This is a genomic window from Bifidobacterium sp. SO4, assembly GCF_018555355.1.
GTDB classification, from domain to species: Bacteria; Actinomycetota; Actinomycetes; order Actinomycetales; family Bifidobacteriaceae; genus Bifidobacterium; species Bifidobacterium miconisargentati.
In genome coordinates, this window is the sequence record NZ_JAFEJP010000005.1 from 88605 (window position 1) to 107052 (window position 18448).

An 18448-nucleotide genomic window follows, 5' to 3' on the forward strand; every position below is an offset into this window, starting at 1 on the left:
ACGAAGTGAGACTGAGGGGAGTCGCAGGCGTTACTCACGCGGCACGCGGTCGGCGTGCGGCGGCAGCGCCGGCGGGGTCGGGATGCCCTCGTGCACGAGGTTCCACGGCGAGGGGAAGTTCGCCACCGGCACCTCAATCAACGTGGGCGTGCGGCTGGCGAGCGCCTTCTCCAATTCACGGCCCAGCTCCTCCGGGTCGAAGGCGCGCGCGTGGGCGATGCCGAACGCCTCGGCGAGCTTCATGTAGTCCGGGTCGGTGAGGTCGGAGGAGAACACGCGGCCACCGTAGTTGCCGTTCTGGATGCGGCGCACGTTGCCGTAGTAGCCGTCGTTGAACACCACGGTCGCCACGGCCAGGCCGAAGCGGCGCATGGTGGACAGTTCCTGCATGGTCCAGGAGAAGCCGCCGTCGCCGTTCACGGAGACCACGCGGCGGTCCGGGGCCGCGGCCTGCACGCCGAGCGAGGTGGCGAATCCGAAGCCGAGCGTGCCTTCGTAGCCGGGGCCGATGTAGGTCTCGGGACTGTGACGCGGCATGCAGATGGCGGCCGCATAGCCGATTTGCGTGTATTCGCTGACGAACACGCCGTCCTTGCCGAGCACGCGGCCGATGACGTCGAGGTATTCGCGCTGCGGGTCGAGCTGGGCGAGGGTCTTGTCGCTCCAGTCGCGCGCGGCGGCGATTTCCGCGGTCCGGTCGCCCGGCTGGTAGTCGAGGCCGTCCGAGCCAAGCAGGGCGACGAGCCCCGCCAGCGCCGGCTTGGCATCCGCGTACACGGCGATTTCGGGATGACGCGGCCCGCTCAGGTCCGCCTCATCCGCGTTGATGCAGATGTACGGCACGCCGTTCACGTTGAGTTCGCCGCCGAAGCTGCCCACGAAGCGCGAACCGACCGCGATGATAAGGTCAGCGGTCTCGCGCAGCTTGCGGAAGACCACCTGGTCGAAGGCCAGCGGGTCGTCGGCGTCGATGTCGCCGCGGCCGTTTTCGGTGACCACCACAGGGGCTCCCAGCAGGTGGGCCAGCGCGGTCAGCTCCTCGGAGGCACCGGCCGCGCGCACGCCGCCGCCCGCGTAGATCAGCGGACGCTCGGCCTTGGCGATACGCTCCGCGGCCTGCTTGAGCACGTCCGCATCCGGCTGCACCGGCGTGGGCTCGACGTACGCGGGAATCGCGAGGTCGGCCGGAATCGGCGCGGCGAGCACGTCCGGCGGAATCTCGAGCACCACCGGGCGCGGACGGCCGCTACGCAACTGGCGGAACGCCTCGGCGACCAGTCCGGGAATGTCCTCGGCGTTCTCGGCCAGCGCATGCCACTTGCACAGGCGGGCGATGATGCCGGTCTGGTCGGGCAGCTCGTGGAGCACGCCGTCGCCCTTGCCGATCTGGCACTTGTCCACCTGGCCGCAGATGAGCAGCACGCGCGAGTTGGTGGAGTATGCGGTGGCCAGGCCGGCAAGCGCGTTGAGCACGCCCGGTCCGGGCACCACCATGCCCACGCCCTCGCGGCCGGAGCTGCGGGCGTAGCCGTCCGCCATGTAGGTCACGGCCTGCTCGTTGCGGGCGCAGATGTAGTGGATCTGGCTCTTGCGGTAGTAGAGCGCGTCGCACGCGGCGTCCAGCTGCACGCCGGGGATGCCGAAGATGGTGTCCACGCCTTGGGCGATCAGGGATTCGGCGAGGGCGTCGCCGCCGGTGGTGAATCTGGTCATCGATCCTCCTCAATCAAGTGTTTTTCGGACGATGCGATCGTCCGGTAACATACACCGAGTAACTATAATAATGATTATTACGAATAAGGTTACGGGCCGGTCGGGCCATCCAGCATGTGACGCGCACGCGCGGAAGACGGTACGCTGGGAAGGCCGTCATGTCATCGACGCCCGGTCAAGGAGGGGAACAATGACCGTCACGCAATCGGTATCCGGCACCGTGGCCGACGCCATCGAGGAGGACATCCGCGCGCGGCACCTGCCGGCGGGCCGCCGCATCGGCACCAAGACCGAGCTGCTGCAGCAGTTCAACGTGGCCCCCGCCACCCTGAACGAAGCGCTGCGCATCCTGCGCGAACGGCGGATCGTCATCGTCAAGCCCGGCCCCAAGGGCGGCATCTTCGTGGCCGACCAGCCGCCGCTGTCCCGTCTCGCCATGGAGATCGTGGACCTGAAATCGCAGCGCAAGATCGACGTGAACAATGCGGTGGAGGTGCTGGACGGACTGGATACGCAGGTCATGCACGACGCGGTCCGCTGCCGCACCGAACAGGACGTGGCCGACTTGAACGCCATGCGCGAACCGCTTATCGCCCAATGGCATACGCCGGCCAGCGAGGAGCTGAACTGGCAGCTGCACCGGCGCATCGCGGACATCACGCCGAACCTCATGCTGCGCAGCTTCTATCAGAACCTCGTGGATTACATTTTGGCCGAAGGCGCGGATCCCACGCTGGGCGTCACCGGCTTCGTGCCGGACAGCGATGACCGTCTGAAGATCCATCTGGCGCTCATCGACGTCATCGCCGACCGTGCGGATGACCGTGTGGACGCCGTCCTGCACGATCACCGCATGGTCAAGGCGTGACGGTCCGTTAGCCCGCTAGAACCGCCCGTCGCGGTAGAAGGCGGTCAGGTCGGCGTCCATCGCGGCGAGCGCGGCGGCGTCCACGTAGGCCATGTGGCCGGTGGCGTATAGGCCATAGGAGATGTTCGCCTTGAGCCTCGGGGCCAGGAACAGGTGCGCGATGTCGTTGCGGGCGGACAGGTACGGGCAGGCGAGGTCATACTTGCCGCCCATCACCGCCACCTTGAGCAACGGGTTACGCCGCATGGCCGCGGAGAGGTCCAGGGCCGTGTTCGGGCAATTCATCGGCTCGTCCACCGCGGGAGCCCGATGCACCCAGTTCCAGTTCGGCTCCACCTGCATGTTGTTGAGCACCAGATACGGGCGGTTCCACTCGTATCCGATCTCGCGCACGGCGGCGCGGAAGGCGCAGGTCTCCGCGGAGTTCACGCCGGCGGTGGCAGCGTCGTTGGTGGCCGGGTCGGCGCCGCCGGAGCCCACCACGTAGTCGTTGTCCGCCACGAACCGGGCGTCGAAACGGCCGATCATCTTGCCTTCGTCCGCACGCAGCGCGGCGCGGAAGTCCTCCATGTCAAGCCGCAGGTGACGGCGCAGCAGTACGCCGGCGTCCACGCCGATCAGAGCGGACAGACGTTCGGCCACCTCGCGTTCGCGGTCGGCCGGTAGACGGTCGCCCTGAACCAGCGCGGCGGCGTAGTCGCCCAGCGCGAAGTCCTCGGCACGCTGCATCAGGTCGTCGGTCACGGCGGCGTTGGCCTCCGCCGCGTCCGCACCGCCCGCGAGCGCCTTGTGGTAGGCCGCGGCGGCCGCGTACGAGGGGATGAGGTTGATGTATCCGGCGTCCGAACCGGCCTGGTCGCCCGCCCAGTCGAGCAGGTTGGAGAGCATGACCACGCCGTTCAGGTCGATGCAGCGGTTCTGGATCATGTTGGCCATGACCGCCACGCGGGTGGTGGCATAGGATTCGCCGAACAGGTACTTCGGCGCGTTCCACCGGCCGTTCGCAGCGATCCAGTCCACCACGGCGCGGCAGAACACGTCCGCGTCCTGGTCCACGCCCCACGCGCGGGAGGTGGGCACGCCGGGAGCCATGGCCGACCAGCCGGTCTCCGGGGCGTCGATGAACACCAGGTCGGAGCGACGCAGCAGCGTGTACGGGTTGTCCTCGATGGGGTACGGCGCGGCGCCGGAGGGCAGCGGGGCCATCGACGGGGCCTTCTTCGGGCCGAAGCCGCCGGTGTTGAGCCACACGCTGGAGGAGCCGGGGCCGCCGTTGAACAGGAACGTCACCGGGCGGTCCGGTCCGGCCGGGGCCGCGTCGCCGGAGACGGCGTCGGCCACGTACGAGATGACGAACAGCGAGGCGATCGGGCTGCCATCGTTCTCACGGATGTCGAGGTGGCCGGCGGTGGCGGTGTAGTCGATGGTCGACCGGCCGTCCGTCCAGGTGAGGGCGCGCGAGGCCGGGGCCGGGTGGGCGACGAAGCCTTCTGGGGCGGCGTTGGCCGCGACGTTGGCAGTAACGCTCGGCGTCGAACCGGCGCAGGCGGGCGCTTGCGTCACGGGAGCGACGGCTGCAGTCGACTCACTCGTACAGCCCTTATCACAGGCGCACCCGCAGGTTCCGCGGGATTCCTCCCCCGCCCCGCTCACTGGGCACCCCACTGTTCCGCGGCGGCCGGCAGCTCCTTGATAACGTTCGCGCAGGTCTCGATGACCAGATCGTTGGCCTCGTGCGTGCCGATGGAGATGCGGATGCCGCAGCCGGAGAACACGCGGGCGATGACGCCGGCCTCGGTGAGCTTTTCGGCCACGGCGTCGGTGAGGTCGCCCAGTTGCAGCCAGAAGTAGTTCGCGCCCGAGGGCGGCACGTGCCAGCCCTGCGCCTCAAGCGCCTCGATGATGCGGGAACGCTCGGCGATGAGGTCCTTGACGCGCACGTCAAGCTCGTCCTGGGCGTCCAGGGAAGCAATCGCGGCGGTCTGGGCCACGTCGGAGACGGCGAACGGCAGGGCCACCTTGCTCATCTCGTTGATGACCGGCACCGGGCCGATGCCGAAGCCGATGCGCAAGCCCGCCAGACCGTACGCCTTGGAGAAGGTGTGGGCCACCACCACGTTCGGGTACTTGCGGAAGAGGTCCATGGCCACTTCGGTATCCGGGTCGGTGTTGAACTGGTAGTAGGCCTCGTCGAAGAGCACCACCACGTCCTTCGGCACGGCCTCCATGAGCTGTTCGGCCTCCTCGCGCGAGACCGTGGTGCTGGTGGGGTTGTTCGGGTTGTTCACGATGATCAGGCGCGTACGGTCGGTCACGGCGGCGATCATCGCGGGGATGTCGTGGCGCAGGTCGGCGGTCAGCGGCACCTCGACCGGAGTGGCGCCGGCGCCGCGCACGATGATCGGATACGCCTCGAAGCTGCGCCACGGGTAGATGACCTCGGTGCCGGGGCCGGTCAGGGCGTCCACGAGCTCGGTGATGATCTCGGAGGAGCCGGCGCCCAGGATGATGGAGGCCGGGTCGACGTCGTAGCGCTTGGCGAGGCGCTCGACCACCTTCCAGCCGTGCATGTCCGGGTAGCGGTTCATCGAGGTCAGGGCGGACTTATCGATCGCCTCGATCACGGACGGCAGCGGACCGTACGGGTTCTCGTTGCTGGAGAGCTTGAACGCGCGACGGTCGGTCGGCGCGGGCTTGCCCTGACGGTAGACCGGGATGGACGCGAGGTCCTCCCTGTGGCGGAAAGCGGCGATGCCTTCGGTGTTGGTCATGATGATTCCTTTCTATTCAGCGAGGGGAGCCAGAAGAGGCGACGAACGCGGCGAGATCGTGGTTCAGCGCCACGCCGGATTCGCGGTCGGTGTACGTCATGTGGCCGGCCGGGTAGATGCGCTGCGTCACGCTGCCTTCCGGAGCGTCCATCGAGGCGATGAGCGCGTCCGAGGCACCGACCGTGGTGATGGTGTCGTAGCAGCCGTTGGCCACCATGAGACGGAACCCGGCGACCTGCTGCAGGCAGTATTCCAGCGCGCCCGCATAGTCGAACTCGTCGAACGGCGACTTCTTGGCACCTTCCGGCACCGAGTCGGAGGGGCCGCCCACGCTCCAGTCCCAGGAGGACCAGACGTCGCCGGGGGCCTCCACGCGCGTGAGCGCACGGTCCACGCCGAGCAGGTCGTTGTAGAAGCGGTGCGCGCAGACGGCCAGCACCGGGCCCACGCGGCTGTCGGACGGGTCGACCTGGTAGATCGGCGAGGCGGGCGCGGCGTACCGGGCGTCGTACACGCCCACGACCTTGCCCTCGTCCTCCAGCAACATCGAGCGGAAGCGGTCCTTGGAGATGTTGAGACGGTTCTTGAGCCATGCGGCGGCCTTGACGCCGGTGAAGCGTTCGAGTTCGGCGGCCACGGCCTCGCGCCGGGCCTGCGGCAGTCGGGAGCCGGCGTACAGGGCGCTCAGGTACGGCCCGTAGGCGTATTCGCGCGCCTTGTCCACCGCCTCGCGCCAGTCCTTGGCGTCCAGCGAGCCGCGCTTGTGATACCAGGCGACCGCGGCCATCAGCGGCAGCGAGCTGGCCGGGGCCACCACCGAACGCAGGCGGTCGTGAACCTCCTGGATGTTCGTGGTGGTGCCCATGAGCACCACGCCGGCGGGCGCGATCTGCGTGTCCGCGAGCTCCAGCATGGCCTTGGCCATGAGCGGGGCGCGCACGGTGCCGTAGCTTTCGCCGAGGATGTACAGCGGCGAGGCCTCACGGCCCTCCAGCACCATCCAGCGGGCGGCCGCCTCGGCGAACTGGCGCGCGTCCTCGCGGGCCGTGTACTTGGATTCCACGTCCACGTCCGCCTCGTAGCGGCCGTAGCCGCAGCCGATGGCGTCCATGACAATGAGGTCGCAGTCCGTCAGCAGCGAGGACGGGCTGTCCACGAGGTGATAGGAGTCGCGCAGCGGCGCGTCGAGGTCGTCGCTGAACGCGGCGCGCTTCGGGCCGATGCCGGACAGCAGCAGCGCGGTGCTGGCCACGATCGGGCCGCCGTTGAACAGCGCCATCACCGGGCGCGCGGGGTCGGGCGAGCCGTCGAACAGTCGCACGAACGACGTGACGGACATGCGGCCCACCGGCCTGCGGTCCTCGTCCGAACGCGGCACGTCGATCAGGCGCACGCGGGCCTCGTAGTCCACCTGTTCGCCGGCTTCGTTGGTGAATGCCAACGTTTTCGCTTGGTCCACGTCGGGCATGGCCGGGCCCGGCTGGTGGCGGGAATCGTCGCTCATCGTTACCTCATTTCCGTTGATTCCGTTGTTCGTTTCGTTTGCTGCCGCGCGTCGTGCGTATTACGCTTCATCGCGCCTCGCTGCATGGCGACGGGTTTGTCCGACGACGTTCACTTCCGCAATCGTACGCGGCTTCCCGTTCGTCGGACGGCCGCCGCGCCTACTCCAGCATGCCGTCCAGTCGCGTGAGGGCAAGCAGGTAGAGCTTGGCGGCGGTGAGCAGGTTGGCGATGTTCACGCATTCGTCCGCGCTGTGGGCGCCGCCTTCATCCTCGCCCATGCCGGCCGGTTTGGCGGGATGTCCGGCCTTGCGGGCGATGTCCTCCATGTACCAGAAGTCGGCGCCGAAAGTGACCGACCTCGGCAGCAGGCGCGAGTGCGTGCCGCCGCCCATCGTGAAGGGTTGCTTGTCCGCGTCGAAGAAGTCGTTGAACGCGCGGGTCAGGGTCCGGCATTCCACGCCGTCCGGGTCGATGCGGTAGGCCGGTTCGTCGTGGACCGATTCCACCCGCACGCCCCAGTCGGCGGGCATGGCCGCGACGGTCGCGCGCAGTGTGCGTTCGATGTCCGGCCCATTGCCGGAGACCGGGTATCGGCTGTCGCACTGGAGGTGCAAACGTTCGCCTGACGCTTCGGCATTGGCGGCATCACCGGACACCTCGGATGCCTCCGCTTCGACGGTGGTACCTGGCGCACCGAATTCCGCCGAGTTCGGCGAATCCGTGTTCCCGCCGGTTTCCGATGCGCCCTCCGTATCCGGCATGACTCGGCCGAGGTTGAAGCTCAGCGGCCCGGATTCGTCCGCGCAGGCGATGCCGAGGCCCTTGCCGTCCTTCGACTGGGCGATGGCGAACAGCGCACGGGCCGTGGCCAGTTCGTCGACATGGTCGGGGCCGGCGAGCAGTCCGGATTCGCTGAGGAACCCGGTCAGCAGCATGATGGCGCTCACCGTGCCGTCCTGGAAGGCCGCGTGGCCGGCGATGCCTTGGGCGTACAGCGTCCGCGTGGCGGCGTCCCATCGAATCACGCCGCGATACCGCTCGGGCGCGCCGGCGATGGCGGCTTCCACGTCGGCGCTGGTGATGCCGATGCTGCCAGACAGTTCGATTGCGGCCTCGCCGGGCACGGCGTTCGCAGCCGAGCCGGCGGCGAAATGCCGCCAAATGCCGGGCGCGGGCACGCTCATCGTGATCTGCAGGATACCCTTTTGCCCGTAGTTCACGGGGAACGGGCCGTCCGTGACCAAGCTGAAGCCTGCCGCCTGTTCGCGGGCCAGATAGCCGCGCAGGTCATTCATCCGGGTCTCCTCGCCGCCGCCCATGAGCGCGCGCACGCGGTGGCGCATCGGCACGCCGAGGTCACGGATCATGCACAGCACGAACAGGTTGACCAGCGAGGGGCCCTTGCAGTCGTGCACGCCGCGGCCGAACGCGAACTCGCCTTCGCGGGTCAGCGCGAACGGCGGGCGCGTCCAGCCGTCGCCGGCCGGCACCACATCCAAGTGACCGACCAGGGCAATCTCGTCCGCGCCGCCGACCTCCAGATCGGACCGGGAATCACCGGCCTCCACCGCGGCGGACAGCGCGTAACCGCCGTGATTACAGGGCGCAAGACCCATCGCTCGCATGTCTTCGGACGCCACGTCGAACATGTCCGCCACGGCCGGGCCGAGCGGGGTCGGACGGCCATCGTTCGCAGCCTCTCCCCCGGCATATTCGTCGTCGCAGATCGACGGCACCGCGACCCATCGTGCCAACGTTCGCTCGAATTCGTCGGCGTGTGCGGCCAGCCAGCGGTCGGCGCGGGCCATCAACGCGCGTTCGGCATCGGTCAGTCGGCTCACATCCATAGCGGCCGGACCGATGGCTTCAACAGGCCCGGCAACTCCATCAACTCCGGCACCGCCACGGCCAACGCCGTCAGACGGACAATCCTCCACGGCAGTCTCCGCCAACGTATCCTTGGCGACGGCCTCCATCACCCCGGCATCGCTCATCGGGCGGCCCCGGCGAGGCTTGAATCGAGGCTCGGATCCAGCAGCACATCACGGCCGGCGTCCTCCAGCGAGGGAATCGCGCCGACCAGCGAGCGCGTGTACAGGTCGGTCGGCGCCTTGACGATCTGCTCGGCGGGCCCGCATTCCACGATGCGTCCGTGATGCATCACGGCGATGTCGTCGCAGATGTATCGCACGGCGGCCAGGTTGTGGCTGATGAACAGCATTGACAGGCCCAGCTGCTCGTGCAGCGAGCGGATGAGGTTCAACACCACGGCCTGCACGGACACGTCGAGGGCGCTGGTGATCTCGTCGGCCACGATGAGCTTCGGGCGCACGGCCAGGCACTTGGCCACGGCGACGCGCTGGCGCATGCCGCCGGAGAGCTGGTCGGGCATCTTGGGTGCCACATCGGCCGGCAGGTGTACGAGTCGCAGCAGTTCGGCCACGGATTCCTCGCGTTCGGCGGCGCCCAGATGCTCGTAGGTGTCGAGCACCTCGCCGATCGCCTCGCCCACGCTCATGCGCGGGTTGAGCGAGGAGTACGGGTCCTGGAAGACCATCTGCACGATTTCGGCCTTGGCGTGGCCCTTGAGCTTGGCGCGGTCGTGCTGGCTCAGACCGTCGATAAGGATCTGGCCGGAGTCGAGCGGCTGCATGCCCACGATGGCCTTGGCGAGCGTGGACTTGCCGGAGCCGGATTCGCCCACGAGACCCAGCATGGCGCCGCGCTTCATGGTCAGCGAGATGTGGTCCACGGCGTGCACCACGGAATCGCGCTTTTCGAAGGTCACGCAAGCGTCGCGGACCTCAAGAATTGTATCGTCGCTCATCGTTCCTCCTTCGTGCCCTGCAGCTCCGCCGCATCCTCCGCAGCTTCGGCCTTGACGACATCGTCCGCGGCGATATCGGCCGTCTCGGAAGCATCCCCGTCGATCACAGTGTCTGCCTCCGCGCGTTCGGCGGCCTCACGACCGGCGAGGTCGGCGGACTGGTGCGAGACCAGCTCGTCGTCGATGGTAACCAGCGGGCGGCTCTTGTCCGTGGCGAGGGTCGGGATGGAGCTGACCAGCGCGCGGGTGTACGGGTGCTTGAGTTTCTCGGGAGTGCGCAGCAGCGCGGTGTCGAAGATCTCCACGATCGCGCCGTGGTACATGACCATGATCCGGCTGCAGATCTCGCCGAGCACGGCGATGTCGTGGGAGACGATGACGGCGGCCTGCTTGTTGCGGGCGCATTCGTTGCGCAGCAGCGCGAGCACCTGCTTCTGGACCGTGACGTCCAGTGCGGTGGTCGGTTCGTCCGCGATGATGAGCTTGGGATGGTTGATCTCGGCCATGGCGATCATCGCGCGCTGGCGCATGCCGCCGGACAGCTCGTGCGGGAACTTGCGTTCCGCGTGCTGGGCCGGGTCGATGCCCACGTGTTCCAGCATCTCGACGGCCTGCTTCATGGCCTCCTCGTGCGGGGTGCCGTTCTGGCATTCGAGCACTTCGGCCAGCTGCTTGCCCACGCGCATGGCGGGGTTCAGGGCGGTCAGCGAGTCCTGGAAGACCACGCCGATGCCGGAGAGCAGCTTGCGCTTGTCCTTGGGCAGCATGCCCACGATGTCGGTGCCGTCGAAGCGGATGGAGTCGGCGGCCACGTACGAGCCGGGCGCGGCCAGGTCGGCCACGGACATCATCGTGAGGGACTTGCCAGAGCCGGATTCGCCCACGAGGCCCACGATCTCGCCGGCCTCGACGTCGAAGCTGATGCCCTTGACCGGCGTGTTCCAGCGCTTGCCTTCGGGGAAGGAGACGGTCAGGCCGCGCACGGAAAGCACGGGCGCAGGGCGCGGCACGGAGACCACGGCGGCCTCCGGATCCTTGGCGCGCAGGGCCTCGACCTTCTCGCGGTGCTGCGCGGTCTGCTCGGCGGCGGTCTCCACCACGAGCTCCATATTGGTCTTGTCCAGCATCTTCGGAGGGTTGTCGAGCTCGCGCTTGGACAGGGCGGAGGGCAGCGGCTTGTAGGCGCGACGGATCTGGTTGGAGATGCCCTCGCCGAACAGGTTGAACGCCAGGCCGGCGAACACGATGGCGATGCCGGGGCCCACGGCGGCCATCGGCGAGACGTACACCTGGGCGAAGCCCTCGTTGATCAGGCGGCCCCAATCGTAGACGGGCGGCTGCACGCCCAGGCCCAGGAAGCTCAGCGAGCTCATGGCCAGAATCGCGCCGCCGATGGACTGCGTGACGTTCGCCACGAACGGCTCGGCCACTTCGGGCAGGATGTAGTAGAAGACCTGACGGCTGCCGGAGACGCCGAACATGCGGGCGGCGGCCATGTAGTCCGCGCCGGCCACCGTGGCGGACAGCGTCTGCGCGAGGCGGGCGAAGGTCGGGGTCATGGTGATGGTCAGGGCGATGGTGGTGGCCGTGGCGCCGGTGCCGAGCGCGATGACGGTCAGCATGGCGAGCAGGATCACCGGGAAGGCGAGCCAGACGTTGATGATGGACGAGGTCCAGCGCTGGGCGCGCTTGCCGAACACCACCGGCACCGCGCCGACGATGATGCCGAGCACCGCGGAGATGGCGGTGCAGATCAGGGCGGTGACCAGCGACAGGCGGGTGGCGACCATCGTGCGCGCGAAGATGTCGCGGCCGAGCTGGTCGGTGCCGAACCAGTGCTCGCCGGACGGCTTGTGCAGCAGAATCGCCGGGTTTTCGGTGTTGGCGGCCGCGCCCCAGACGGCCGGCGCGATGACGGCCAGCACGACGAGCACGACGATCATCACGCCGGAGACCACCACCAGCGGTGAGGACAGGAACTGCTTGGTACGTTTCATTTCTCGCTCCCTATTCCTTGCTCCGTTAACCCCAAACCAGTCGACCGCGCCCTTATCTCGGCTCCCCTTGAGGGGTAGTTCCGGGAAATCAGGTCAATCCGGATTAACAGAGCCATTCCTTTCCTTAGCTCAGGCCGTCTCCAGCATGGTCGAGCGACGTTCGAGCAGCGCCACCACCACATCCACCAGGAAGGTGATGAGCAGCACCAGGAAGCCATAGACGAGGGCCAGGCCCTGCACGATGCCGTAGTCGCGGGAGGTGATGGCGGTGGTGAACGCGGTGCCCATGCCCGGCCAGTTGAACACCTGCTCGATAAGCACCGTGCCGGTCATGATCTGGGCCAGCGTGTTGCCGGCGAGCACCATGATGGTGGAGACCATGTTCGGCATGACGTGACGCCAGTAGATGCGCATGGGGCTCAGTCGCTTGCCGCGGGCCGTACGCACGTAATCGTCGTTCAAGGTATGGAAGGTCTGGATGCGGGCGATGCGCGAGAGCATGCAGATCGAGGAAATCGACAGTGCGGTGACCGGCAGCACGAACGACGCCGCGCTGTTCGCCCCGGCCACGGGGAAGAGCTTCAGGTTGACGGCAAGCACGCTCACCAGAATCACGGCCACCAGGTAGTCCGGGATATTGCCGAAGAAACCGGTGATGCCGGTGAACACCAGTTCGCTGCCGCGGTGACGGTCGCCCTGGGTGTGCACGGCCATGGCCATGCCGATCGGGATGGAGAAGACCAGGATCACCACGAAGGCGGCCAGGGCGAGCGCCACGGTCCACGGCAGTCGCGTGGCCACGATCTCGGAGACCGAGCGGCCGGAGATGATGGAGATGCCGAGGTCGCCGTGGAATAGGCCGGCGATGTACTGCGCGTACTGCACCGGCAGCGGCTTGTTGAGGCCGAGCGTGGCGCGGCGTTGCGCCACCAGTTCGGGGGACGCGGTGGCGCCGAGCGCGTTACGCACCGGATCGCCGCCGGAGAAGCGCAGCACCACGAACGCCACAGTGACGATGACCCACAGGGCCACGACCGTGCGCACCAGTCGCCTTCCGATGAAACTCACCCACGGATTCATGCGACGGTGCGTGCGCTGCTGCGGTGCGGCCGCGGTCGCGGTGGTTGCCGTCGCGTCCACACTCGCACCCGCGTTCGCCGCGTTCGCGTTGCTGCTCTCGCTCACGATGTGCTCCTTATTTATTATGCGTGTTATCGGAATTAGGTTCGGCTTCTTCGCCATCTCGGCTTCGGTGAGGGGAGGAGGTTCTCCTCAGCTCCCCTTGAAGGACGATGCCGTGAAGCGGCCCCCTTTCTTGGCTCCCCTTGTCAGGGGAGCTGGCGGCGAAGCCGACTGAGGGGTAGTCCAACGGTGAAGGCCAAAGACCGCATTCACATCAACGGGCATACCTCCCAACCGGCTTCCCCCACAGAAAGCCAGTCAGGAGGTTCCCGCTACTTGTTATCGTCAGTCCCTACTCAGGCCGCCTTGAAGGTGGTCGGCAGGAAGTTGCCGGTCGGATCGGTGCCCACGGTGAAGCCCTTGGAGTAGTACATGTCCCAGGACTGGGCGAGCGGCAGGACGGTCACGTTCTTCATGAGCTGGTCCTCGGCCTTCTGCCAGGCGGGGCAGGAATCCTCGCCGGCCTGGGAAGCGGCCTCATCCGCGAGACGGAAGTAGGTCTTGTCCGCGTTGTAGGTCCAGTTGCCGCCGTCCGGCACCACGTCGCCGGAGAAGATGCCGTACCATTCGGCCGGGGTGGTGGCGGAGATGCCGCTGATGAGCAGATCCCAGTCGCCGCCGGAGAAGATCACGTTGGTGTACTGGTCGGACGGGGTGATCTGCGCGTCGAAGCCGACGGCCTTGAGTTCCTTCTGCACCAGTTCCACGCCCGCGGCCACGGCCGAACCGGCGGTGGAGTTGTACAGGATCTTGACGGTGAGCTTCTGGCCGTCCTTGCTGCGCACGCCGTCGGAACCGGCCTTCCAACCGGCCGCGTCGAGCAGCTTCTTGGCGTCCTTGACGTTGGTCTTGGCCATGGAGGCGGAGGAATCGGAGTCGGAGCAGATCGAGGAGCCGGCGGGCATGATGGACTTCATCAGCTCACCCTTGCCGGACGTGATGGCCGGGCCGACCTTGCTGCGGTCGATGGTCTCGGCGATGGCCTGGCGCACCTCAAGCGTGCCGGTCGGACGCGCGACGTTCTGGTTGAAGAACAGGGACATCGGCATCGAACCGCCCTTGGTGCCCTTGTAGGAGGTAGTGTCGATGCGGTCCTGGTCGGAGCCGCTCAGCTTGACCAGGTTGAGGTCGCCGGAGCCCAGCATGTTGGTCTGGGTGGACTGGTCGGTCACCACGGTGGCCACGATGGTCTTGGGCAGGTCCGTGATCTTGGTGCCGTCGGGCAGGCCGGACTTGTAGGAATCGTTGCGCACGTACGTGTACTTCTGGCCGGCGGAGGCGCTTTCGAGCTTGTACGGGCCGGTGCCGAAGGTCTTGGAATCCATGGCCGACGGGTCCTTCAGGCCTGCCGGGCAGACGATGGGCAGCTGGCCGACCTCCTCGGCGAGGAAGCTCTGCGGGGTGGAGGTCTTGAAGGTCACGGTGTTGGCGGAGTCGTCCGCGGTGATCTCCACGCCTTCCGGCACGTAGACGCCGTTGTACTGGGAGTCGGAGGCATCCTTGATCACGTAGTCGAACGTGGCCTTGACGTCGCTGGCCTTGAGGGCGGTGCCGTCGGAGCAGACCACGTTGTCCTTCAGGGTGAACGTGGCCTCGGTGGTGGTGGCCTTCCATTCCTTGGCGATGTTGCCGGTCGGCTCGGAGCCGGCGGGCATGCTCAGCAGCGATTCGTAAGCAAGCGTGGACAGCTGCACGCCGTCGCCGGTGGCGTTGGTGATCGGGTTCAGCTTGCCCGGATCGGACTGGATCGCGTAGTTCACGGTTTCGGGGACGCCGGTTGCCGTGGCGTCGCCTCCCTGACCGCCGCCGCAGCCCGCCAGGGCCATCGCCATTGCACAGATACCGGCCGTCGCCGCGGTCGCAGTAACCATCTTGCGTTGCATGTCGTACCTTCCTCTCGGTCCGTTTCCATTGACCGTCCGCTCGGACTGCCGCCGACGTATTCAATAGAATGAATATAATGTTATGAATCAATGTGGCGGCTATGTTTCTGCCGTGCAACAAAGACGAAACAGAGGCTCGGGCGCGAGGATGCGACGGGTGCCGATCGGCGGAATGACGCCGTTTTTGGCAGGTTTTCACTTATCAATAAGAACTGTCCCACTATGTGAGACCGGCGGCAGGTGCGCGATATGGACGACCCCCTTCATTCCCATATCCACGCCATATCCGTCCCATACCCGCATCATCGCGGGTTGCGATTGTGACGGAAAACGGCCACATCTGCGCATGCCAACGGGGAAGGCACGCAGTTACCGCCGGTTTTTTTGCGCTGCAGACAGGCCGAGACTACGCGCCACCTTCGTTCGGACGCGCGGATATACCGTCACTCCGCGGCCATAGCAGACAAAACCGTCACTATGTATGCGGATGAACGAAGGACCCGCATACATAGTGACGGTTCGGGGTGCAAAATCCTCACTATGTATGCGCCATGCTGGTTCGGCCGCATACTTAGTGAGGGTTGAAAGAGCAGAAAAGGCGCCATGCCATGCAACCCTTTCGTTGAGCTGCATACACAACGCCTTTGAAAGTCTCTACGCAGAACCGCAGTGCAGTTCGCGGGCTCACGCGCGCACGATCACGTTGCGCAGTGAGCCGATGCCCTCCACATGCACGATGGCCTCGTCGCCGGGGTCGAGATGACCGGAGGCGTTCGGCGTGCCGGTCATGATCACGTCGCCGGGCAGCAGTGTGGAGAAGCTGGAGATGGCGGCAATCTGCTCCGGGATGCCGTGGATGAGGTTGGCGGTGGTGCCGGATGCCATCGGCACGTCCTCGCCGTTGAGCGTGAAGGAGATCTTGGCGTCGCGCCAGTTGAGGTCGTCGCGCATCACGATCCACGGGCCGAGCGGGCAGGAGGTGTCGAAGCCCTTGGCACGGGTCCACGTGGGGTCGAGGCCCTGCAGGTCGCGCAGGGTCACGTCGTTGACGCAGGTGAAGCCAAGCACGTAGTCCATCGCGTTCTCGACGGACACGTTCTTGGCGATGCGGCCCATCACCACGGCCACCTCCGGCTCGAAGTTCATGTCCTTGGAGCAGGCGGGGTACACGATCGGGTCATCCGGGCCGATCACCGAGGTGGACGGCTTGGTGAAGATGACCATGTTCTCCGGCGCGTGGGCGATCTCGGAGTGGCCGGCCTCGTGCATGAACTGGGCGTGGGCCTCGTAGTTCTTGGCCAGGCCGTAGACCTTGGAGGGGATGACCGGGGAGAGCAGGCGGATACCGTCGGCGTCCAGCGGGTATCGGTTGCCGGTGGGCGTGACCTGGCCACCGGACAGCGGGTGGCCGTCGAGTTCGACGAGGTAGTCCTTGCCATCGGCCTCGTCGGTCTGGACGAAGGCGTAGCGCGGCGAATCATTGAGCGAAAAACGTGCAAGTCTCATGGTGCCTAGCGTACACCGTCAGGCATGGCTTGTTCGTCCCTTTCGCTCACGCCTGGAAGTCAGAGAATCGGCTCCCCTCTCTGAGGACGATGATGTTAAACGGACAGTCCAGTGGACTGTCCGTAGCCATCGTGCGAGACGCAGTCGAGCCGATAGACGCGGGCATCGCCCGCCCGCAATTGCTGCGAGCTGTCGTCGGAGACGACTGGGGGCGAGCCGCTGGGACAGCCCGTGAGCTACTGCTCCGTCCATGTCTGGTCGAAGAGCGACTGGCCGCTGGCGGTGTGCATGTACACGCGCAGCGACGCCTTGCCGCTCTGCGTCTTGCACATGGTGCCCAGGATGTTCGCGGTGGACTGGTACGTGTCGCCCATTGCGGAGACGGAGGACGCGATGGCGTCGCCCGCCGCGGCGTAGTCGTCGCTCACCGTGTACTCGTAGACGAGCGTGTCGCCCTCGACGTGGTAGCTGAAGTCGATGCCGGAGCCGGACAGCGAGTCGGCCTCGGACTGGATGGACTGCTGGAATTCGGAGGAGTCCACGAACGCCTGCACGGAGTCGTAGACGCCGGCGTCGCCCTTCGAGAGGTCGTCGAAGGTGTCGTTGAGCGTATCGTCCAAGGTGTCGTCGAGGTTGTCGAGATTCTCGCCATTGGCGGAATCGCTGGAGTCGCCGGGGTCGCTGTACGAGTAGTCCGACTTCGCATCGTTCAGCTCGTCCTGCAGTTCGTTCTTCGCGTACGACCAGCCGCCAGCGATGACGGCGATGACCAGGATGACCCCCAATACCATGCTCGCGGCGCTGATGACGATACCGGCGATGGCGAAGCCCTTGCCCTTGCCGCCCTGCTTCTTGATCTGGTTCAGACCGATGATGCTCAGAATCAGGCCGACAAGCGAGACGAAGAACGAGCAGACGAAGCCCGCAATGGCCATGCCGTTGTAACGCTGACTCGCGGCCGGCGGGATTGGGGCGCCGTAGTTGTACTGACCGTAAGGGCCGGGCTGGCCGTATGGATTCGGCTGGTCATACGGGTTCGATTGGCCTTGGCCGGGCTGGGTGTATGGGTTATTGGATTGGCCGGGCTGCCCCGGTTGGACAGGCTGGGAGTATTGCGGGGCTCCCTGCGGCGGGACCGTTCCATACGGTGGGACTCCCTGCGGAGGCACTTCACCATATGCCGCACTTTGCGGAGCACCATTCTGCAACGTACCTGCCTGTGCGGGAACATCACCGTACGGAAGCTCCCCTTGCGGCAACCCGCCACCGTACGACGGAATGTTTTGCGGAGGCACGCTCTGTGACGGGCCTTGCAGTGGTACGTCGTTGTACTGCGGAACGCCATTCTGAACCGGATTCTGCGACATTCCACCCGCACTTTCCGGCACGGCATTATTCACAAAAGGCGTATCCGACGGCGCACCGGACTGAAGCGGCGCCCCGTTCTGCAACGGTTGGGCAGTCGGAGGCAGCGCCTCCGTGGGTTGGCTGGAGCCGTACGAACCGATTTCCGGCAAGGTCTGCGTGGCTTGCAATGGCTGATTCATTGACAGCAACGCCTCGGTCGACTGTCCTGCCCCGCCCAGAGTCGGCAACGCCTCGGTCGACTGGCTGGAGCCATACGAACCGGTTTCCGGCAATACCTGCGTAGGCTGTTGCGGGGTCGGACCCGTTTCATTCAGCGCGGCAGAAGGCAACGTCTGCGTCTGCTGCAACGGCTGTTCGAACGACGGCAACGCCTGCGTGGGCTGTTCCGTCGCCCCTGCAGCCGGCAAGGTCTGCGTAGGCTGTTCCGCATTCGATGCGACCGGCATCGCTCCAGTCGCGGCCTCCCCCGGCTTCGAACCTACTCCCGCGGCCGGATCCGAAGCCGGCTCGCCCCAAGGCACCCGCCCATTCTGTTCATCGTTCAGATCACTCATCACGACCCCTTCTCATCGCATGCCCTCAGGTAGGGCATCCCCCAACGCGCGCAACGCTGTGCGTCAATTCCAAGCGTACTCGCGTCAATCATCGCTTGCCAAGCAGTTATGAATACAACTACTCAACAGTCTTTCTCAGAAAAGCATCGAGGCCATTCGACATGAGAAAACTATCTTCCGCATGCGCACCAATCTGTTCCACCACGAAATGCCATGTTGCATCCATACACGCTCACATATCATCACAATGACCGACAAGGAAGACCAGCGAAC

12 protein-coding genes are annotated in these 18448 nt (G+C 66.2%); 1 reads left to right on the plus strand and 11 read right to left on the minus strand.

Annotated elements, in window-relative coordinates:
• Nucleotides 1-30: 30 nt before the first annotated feature.
• The gene (locus tag JS536_RS05275; RefSeq protein ID WP_214356064.1) at nt 31-1713 is read right to left on the minus strand and encodes a thiamine pyrophosphate-dependent enzyme; all 1683 of its coding nucleotides are present in this window, start codon (nt 1711-1713) and stop codon (nt 31-33) included.
• A 190-nt stretch (nt 1714-1903) separates the two neighbouring features.
• On the opposite strand from JS536_RS05275, the gene JS536_RS05280 reads away from it, so the two are divergent.
• Nucleotides 1904-2581 carry a GntR family transcriptional regulator gene (locus JS536_RS05280; protein ID WP_214356065.1) on the plus strand — a complete coding sequence of 226 codons (678 nt, stop codon included), beginning with the start codon at nt 1904-1906 and terminating at the stop codon, nt 2579-2581.
• A gap of 15 nt (nt 2582-2596) precedes the next feature.
• On the opposite strand, the gene JS536_RS05285 is transcribed toward JS536_RS05280, so the two are convergent.
• From JS536_RS05285 to JS536_RS05330, 10 genes are all read right to left on the minus strand, one after another.
• Nucleotides 2597-4144 (minus strand): hypothetical protein, encoded by a 1548-nt coding sequence (locus JS536_RS05285; RefSeq protein ID WP_214356066.1) that lies wholly within the window; start codon nt 4142-4144, stop codon nt 2597-2599.
• Between the two features lie 86 nt (nt 4145-4230).
• Nucleotides 4231-5352: a histidinol-phosphate transaminase gene (hisC, locus tag JS536_RS05290; RefSeq protein WP_214356067.1), complete on the minus strand. Its 1122-nt coding sequence runs from the start codon at nt 5350-5352 to the stop codon at nt 4231-4233.
• Nucleotides 5353-5368: 16 nt separating this feature from the next.
• A complete protein-coding gene (locus JS536_RS05295; protein ID WP_214356068.1) occupies nt 5369-6856 on the minus strand; it encodes a hypothetical protein in 1488 nt (495 codons plus the stop codon).
• Between the two features lie 160 nt (nt 6857-7016).
• Nucleotides 7017-8852: a M20/M25/M40 family metallo-hydrolase gene (locus JS536_RS05300; protein ID WP_214356069.1), complete on the minus strand. Its 1836-nt coding sequence runs from the start codon at nt 8850-8852 to the stop codon at nt 7017-7019.
• Nucleotides 8849-9685, minus strand: coding sequence for an ABC transporter ATP-binding protein (locus tag JS536_RS05305; RefSeq protein WP_214356070.1), 837 nt, complete (start codon nt 9683-9685; stop codon nt 8849-8851). The genes JS536_RS05300 and JS536_RS05305 overlap by 4 nt, the downstream gene beginning before the upstream one ends.
• On the minus strand, nt 9682-11682 hold the full coding sequence (locus JS536_RS05310) for a dipeptide/oligopeptide/nickel ABC transporter permease/ATP-binding protein (RefSeq protein WP_214356071.1): 2001 nt from the start codon (nt 11680-11682) through the stop codon (nt 9682-9684). The genes JS536_RS05305 and JS536_RS05310 overlap by 4 nt, the downstream gene beginning before the upstream one ends.
• A gap of 129 nt (nt 11683-11811) precedes the next feature.
• A complete protein-coding gene (locus JS536_RS05315) occupies nt 11812-12867 on the minus strand; it encodes an ABC transporter permease (protein ID WP_214356072.1) in 1056 nt (351 codons plus the stop codon).
• A gap of 293 nt (nt 12868-13160) precedes the next feature.
• Nucleotides 13161-14747, minus strand: a complete 1587-nt coding sequence (locus JS536_RS05320) for an ABC transporter substrate-binding protein (protein WP_214356073.1) — start codon at nt 14745-14747, stop codon at nt 13161-13163.
• A 684-nt stretch (nt 14748-15431) separates the two neighbouring features.
• On the minus strand, nt 15432-16253 hold the full coding sequence (locus JS536_RS05325) for a fumarylacetoacetate hydrolase family protein (protein ID WP_109056744.1): 822 nt from the start codon (nt 16251-16253) through the stop codon (nt 15432-15434).
• A gap of 236 nt (nt 16254-16489) precedes the next feature.
• Entirely contained in the window at nt 16490-17188 is a 699-nt protein-coding gene (locus JS536_RS05330; RefSeq protein WP_214356074.1) for a DUF4854 domain-containing protein, read from the minus strand.
• Between the last annotated feature and the right edge of the window lie 1260 nt (nt 17189-18448).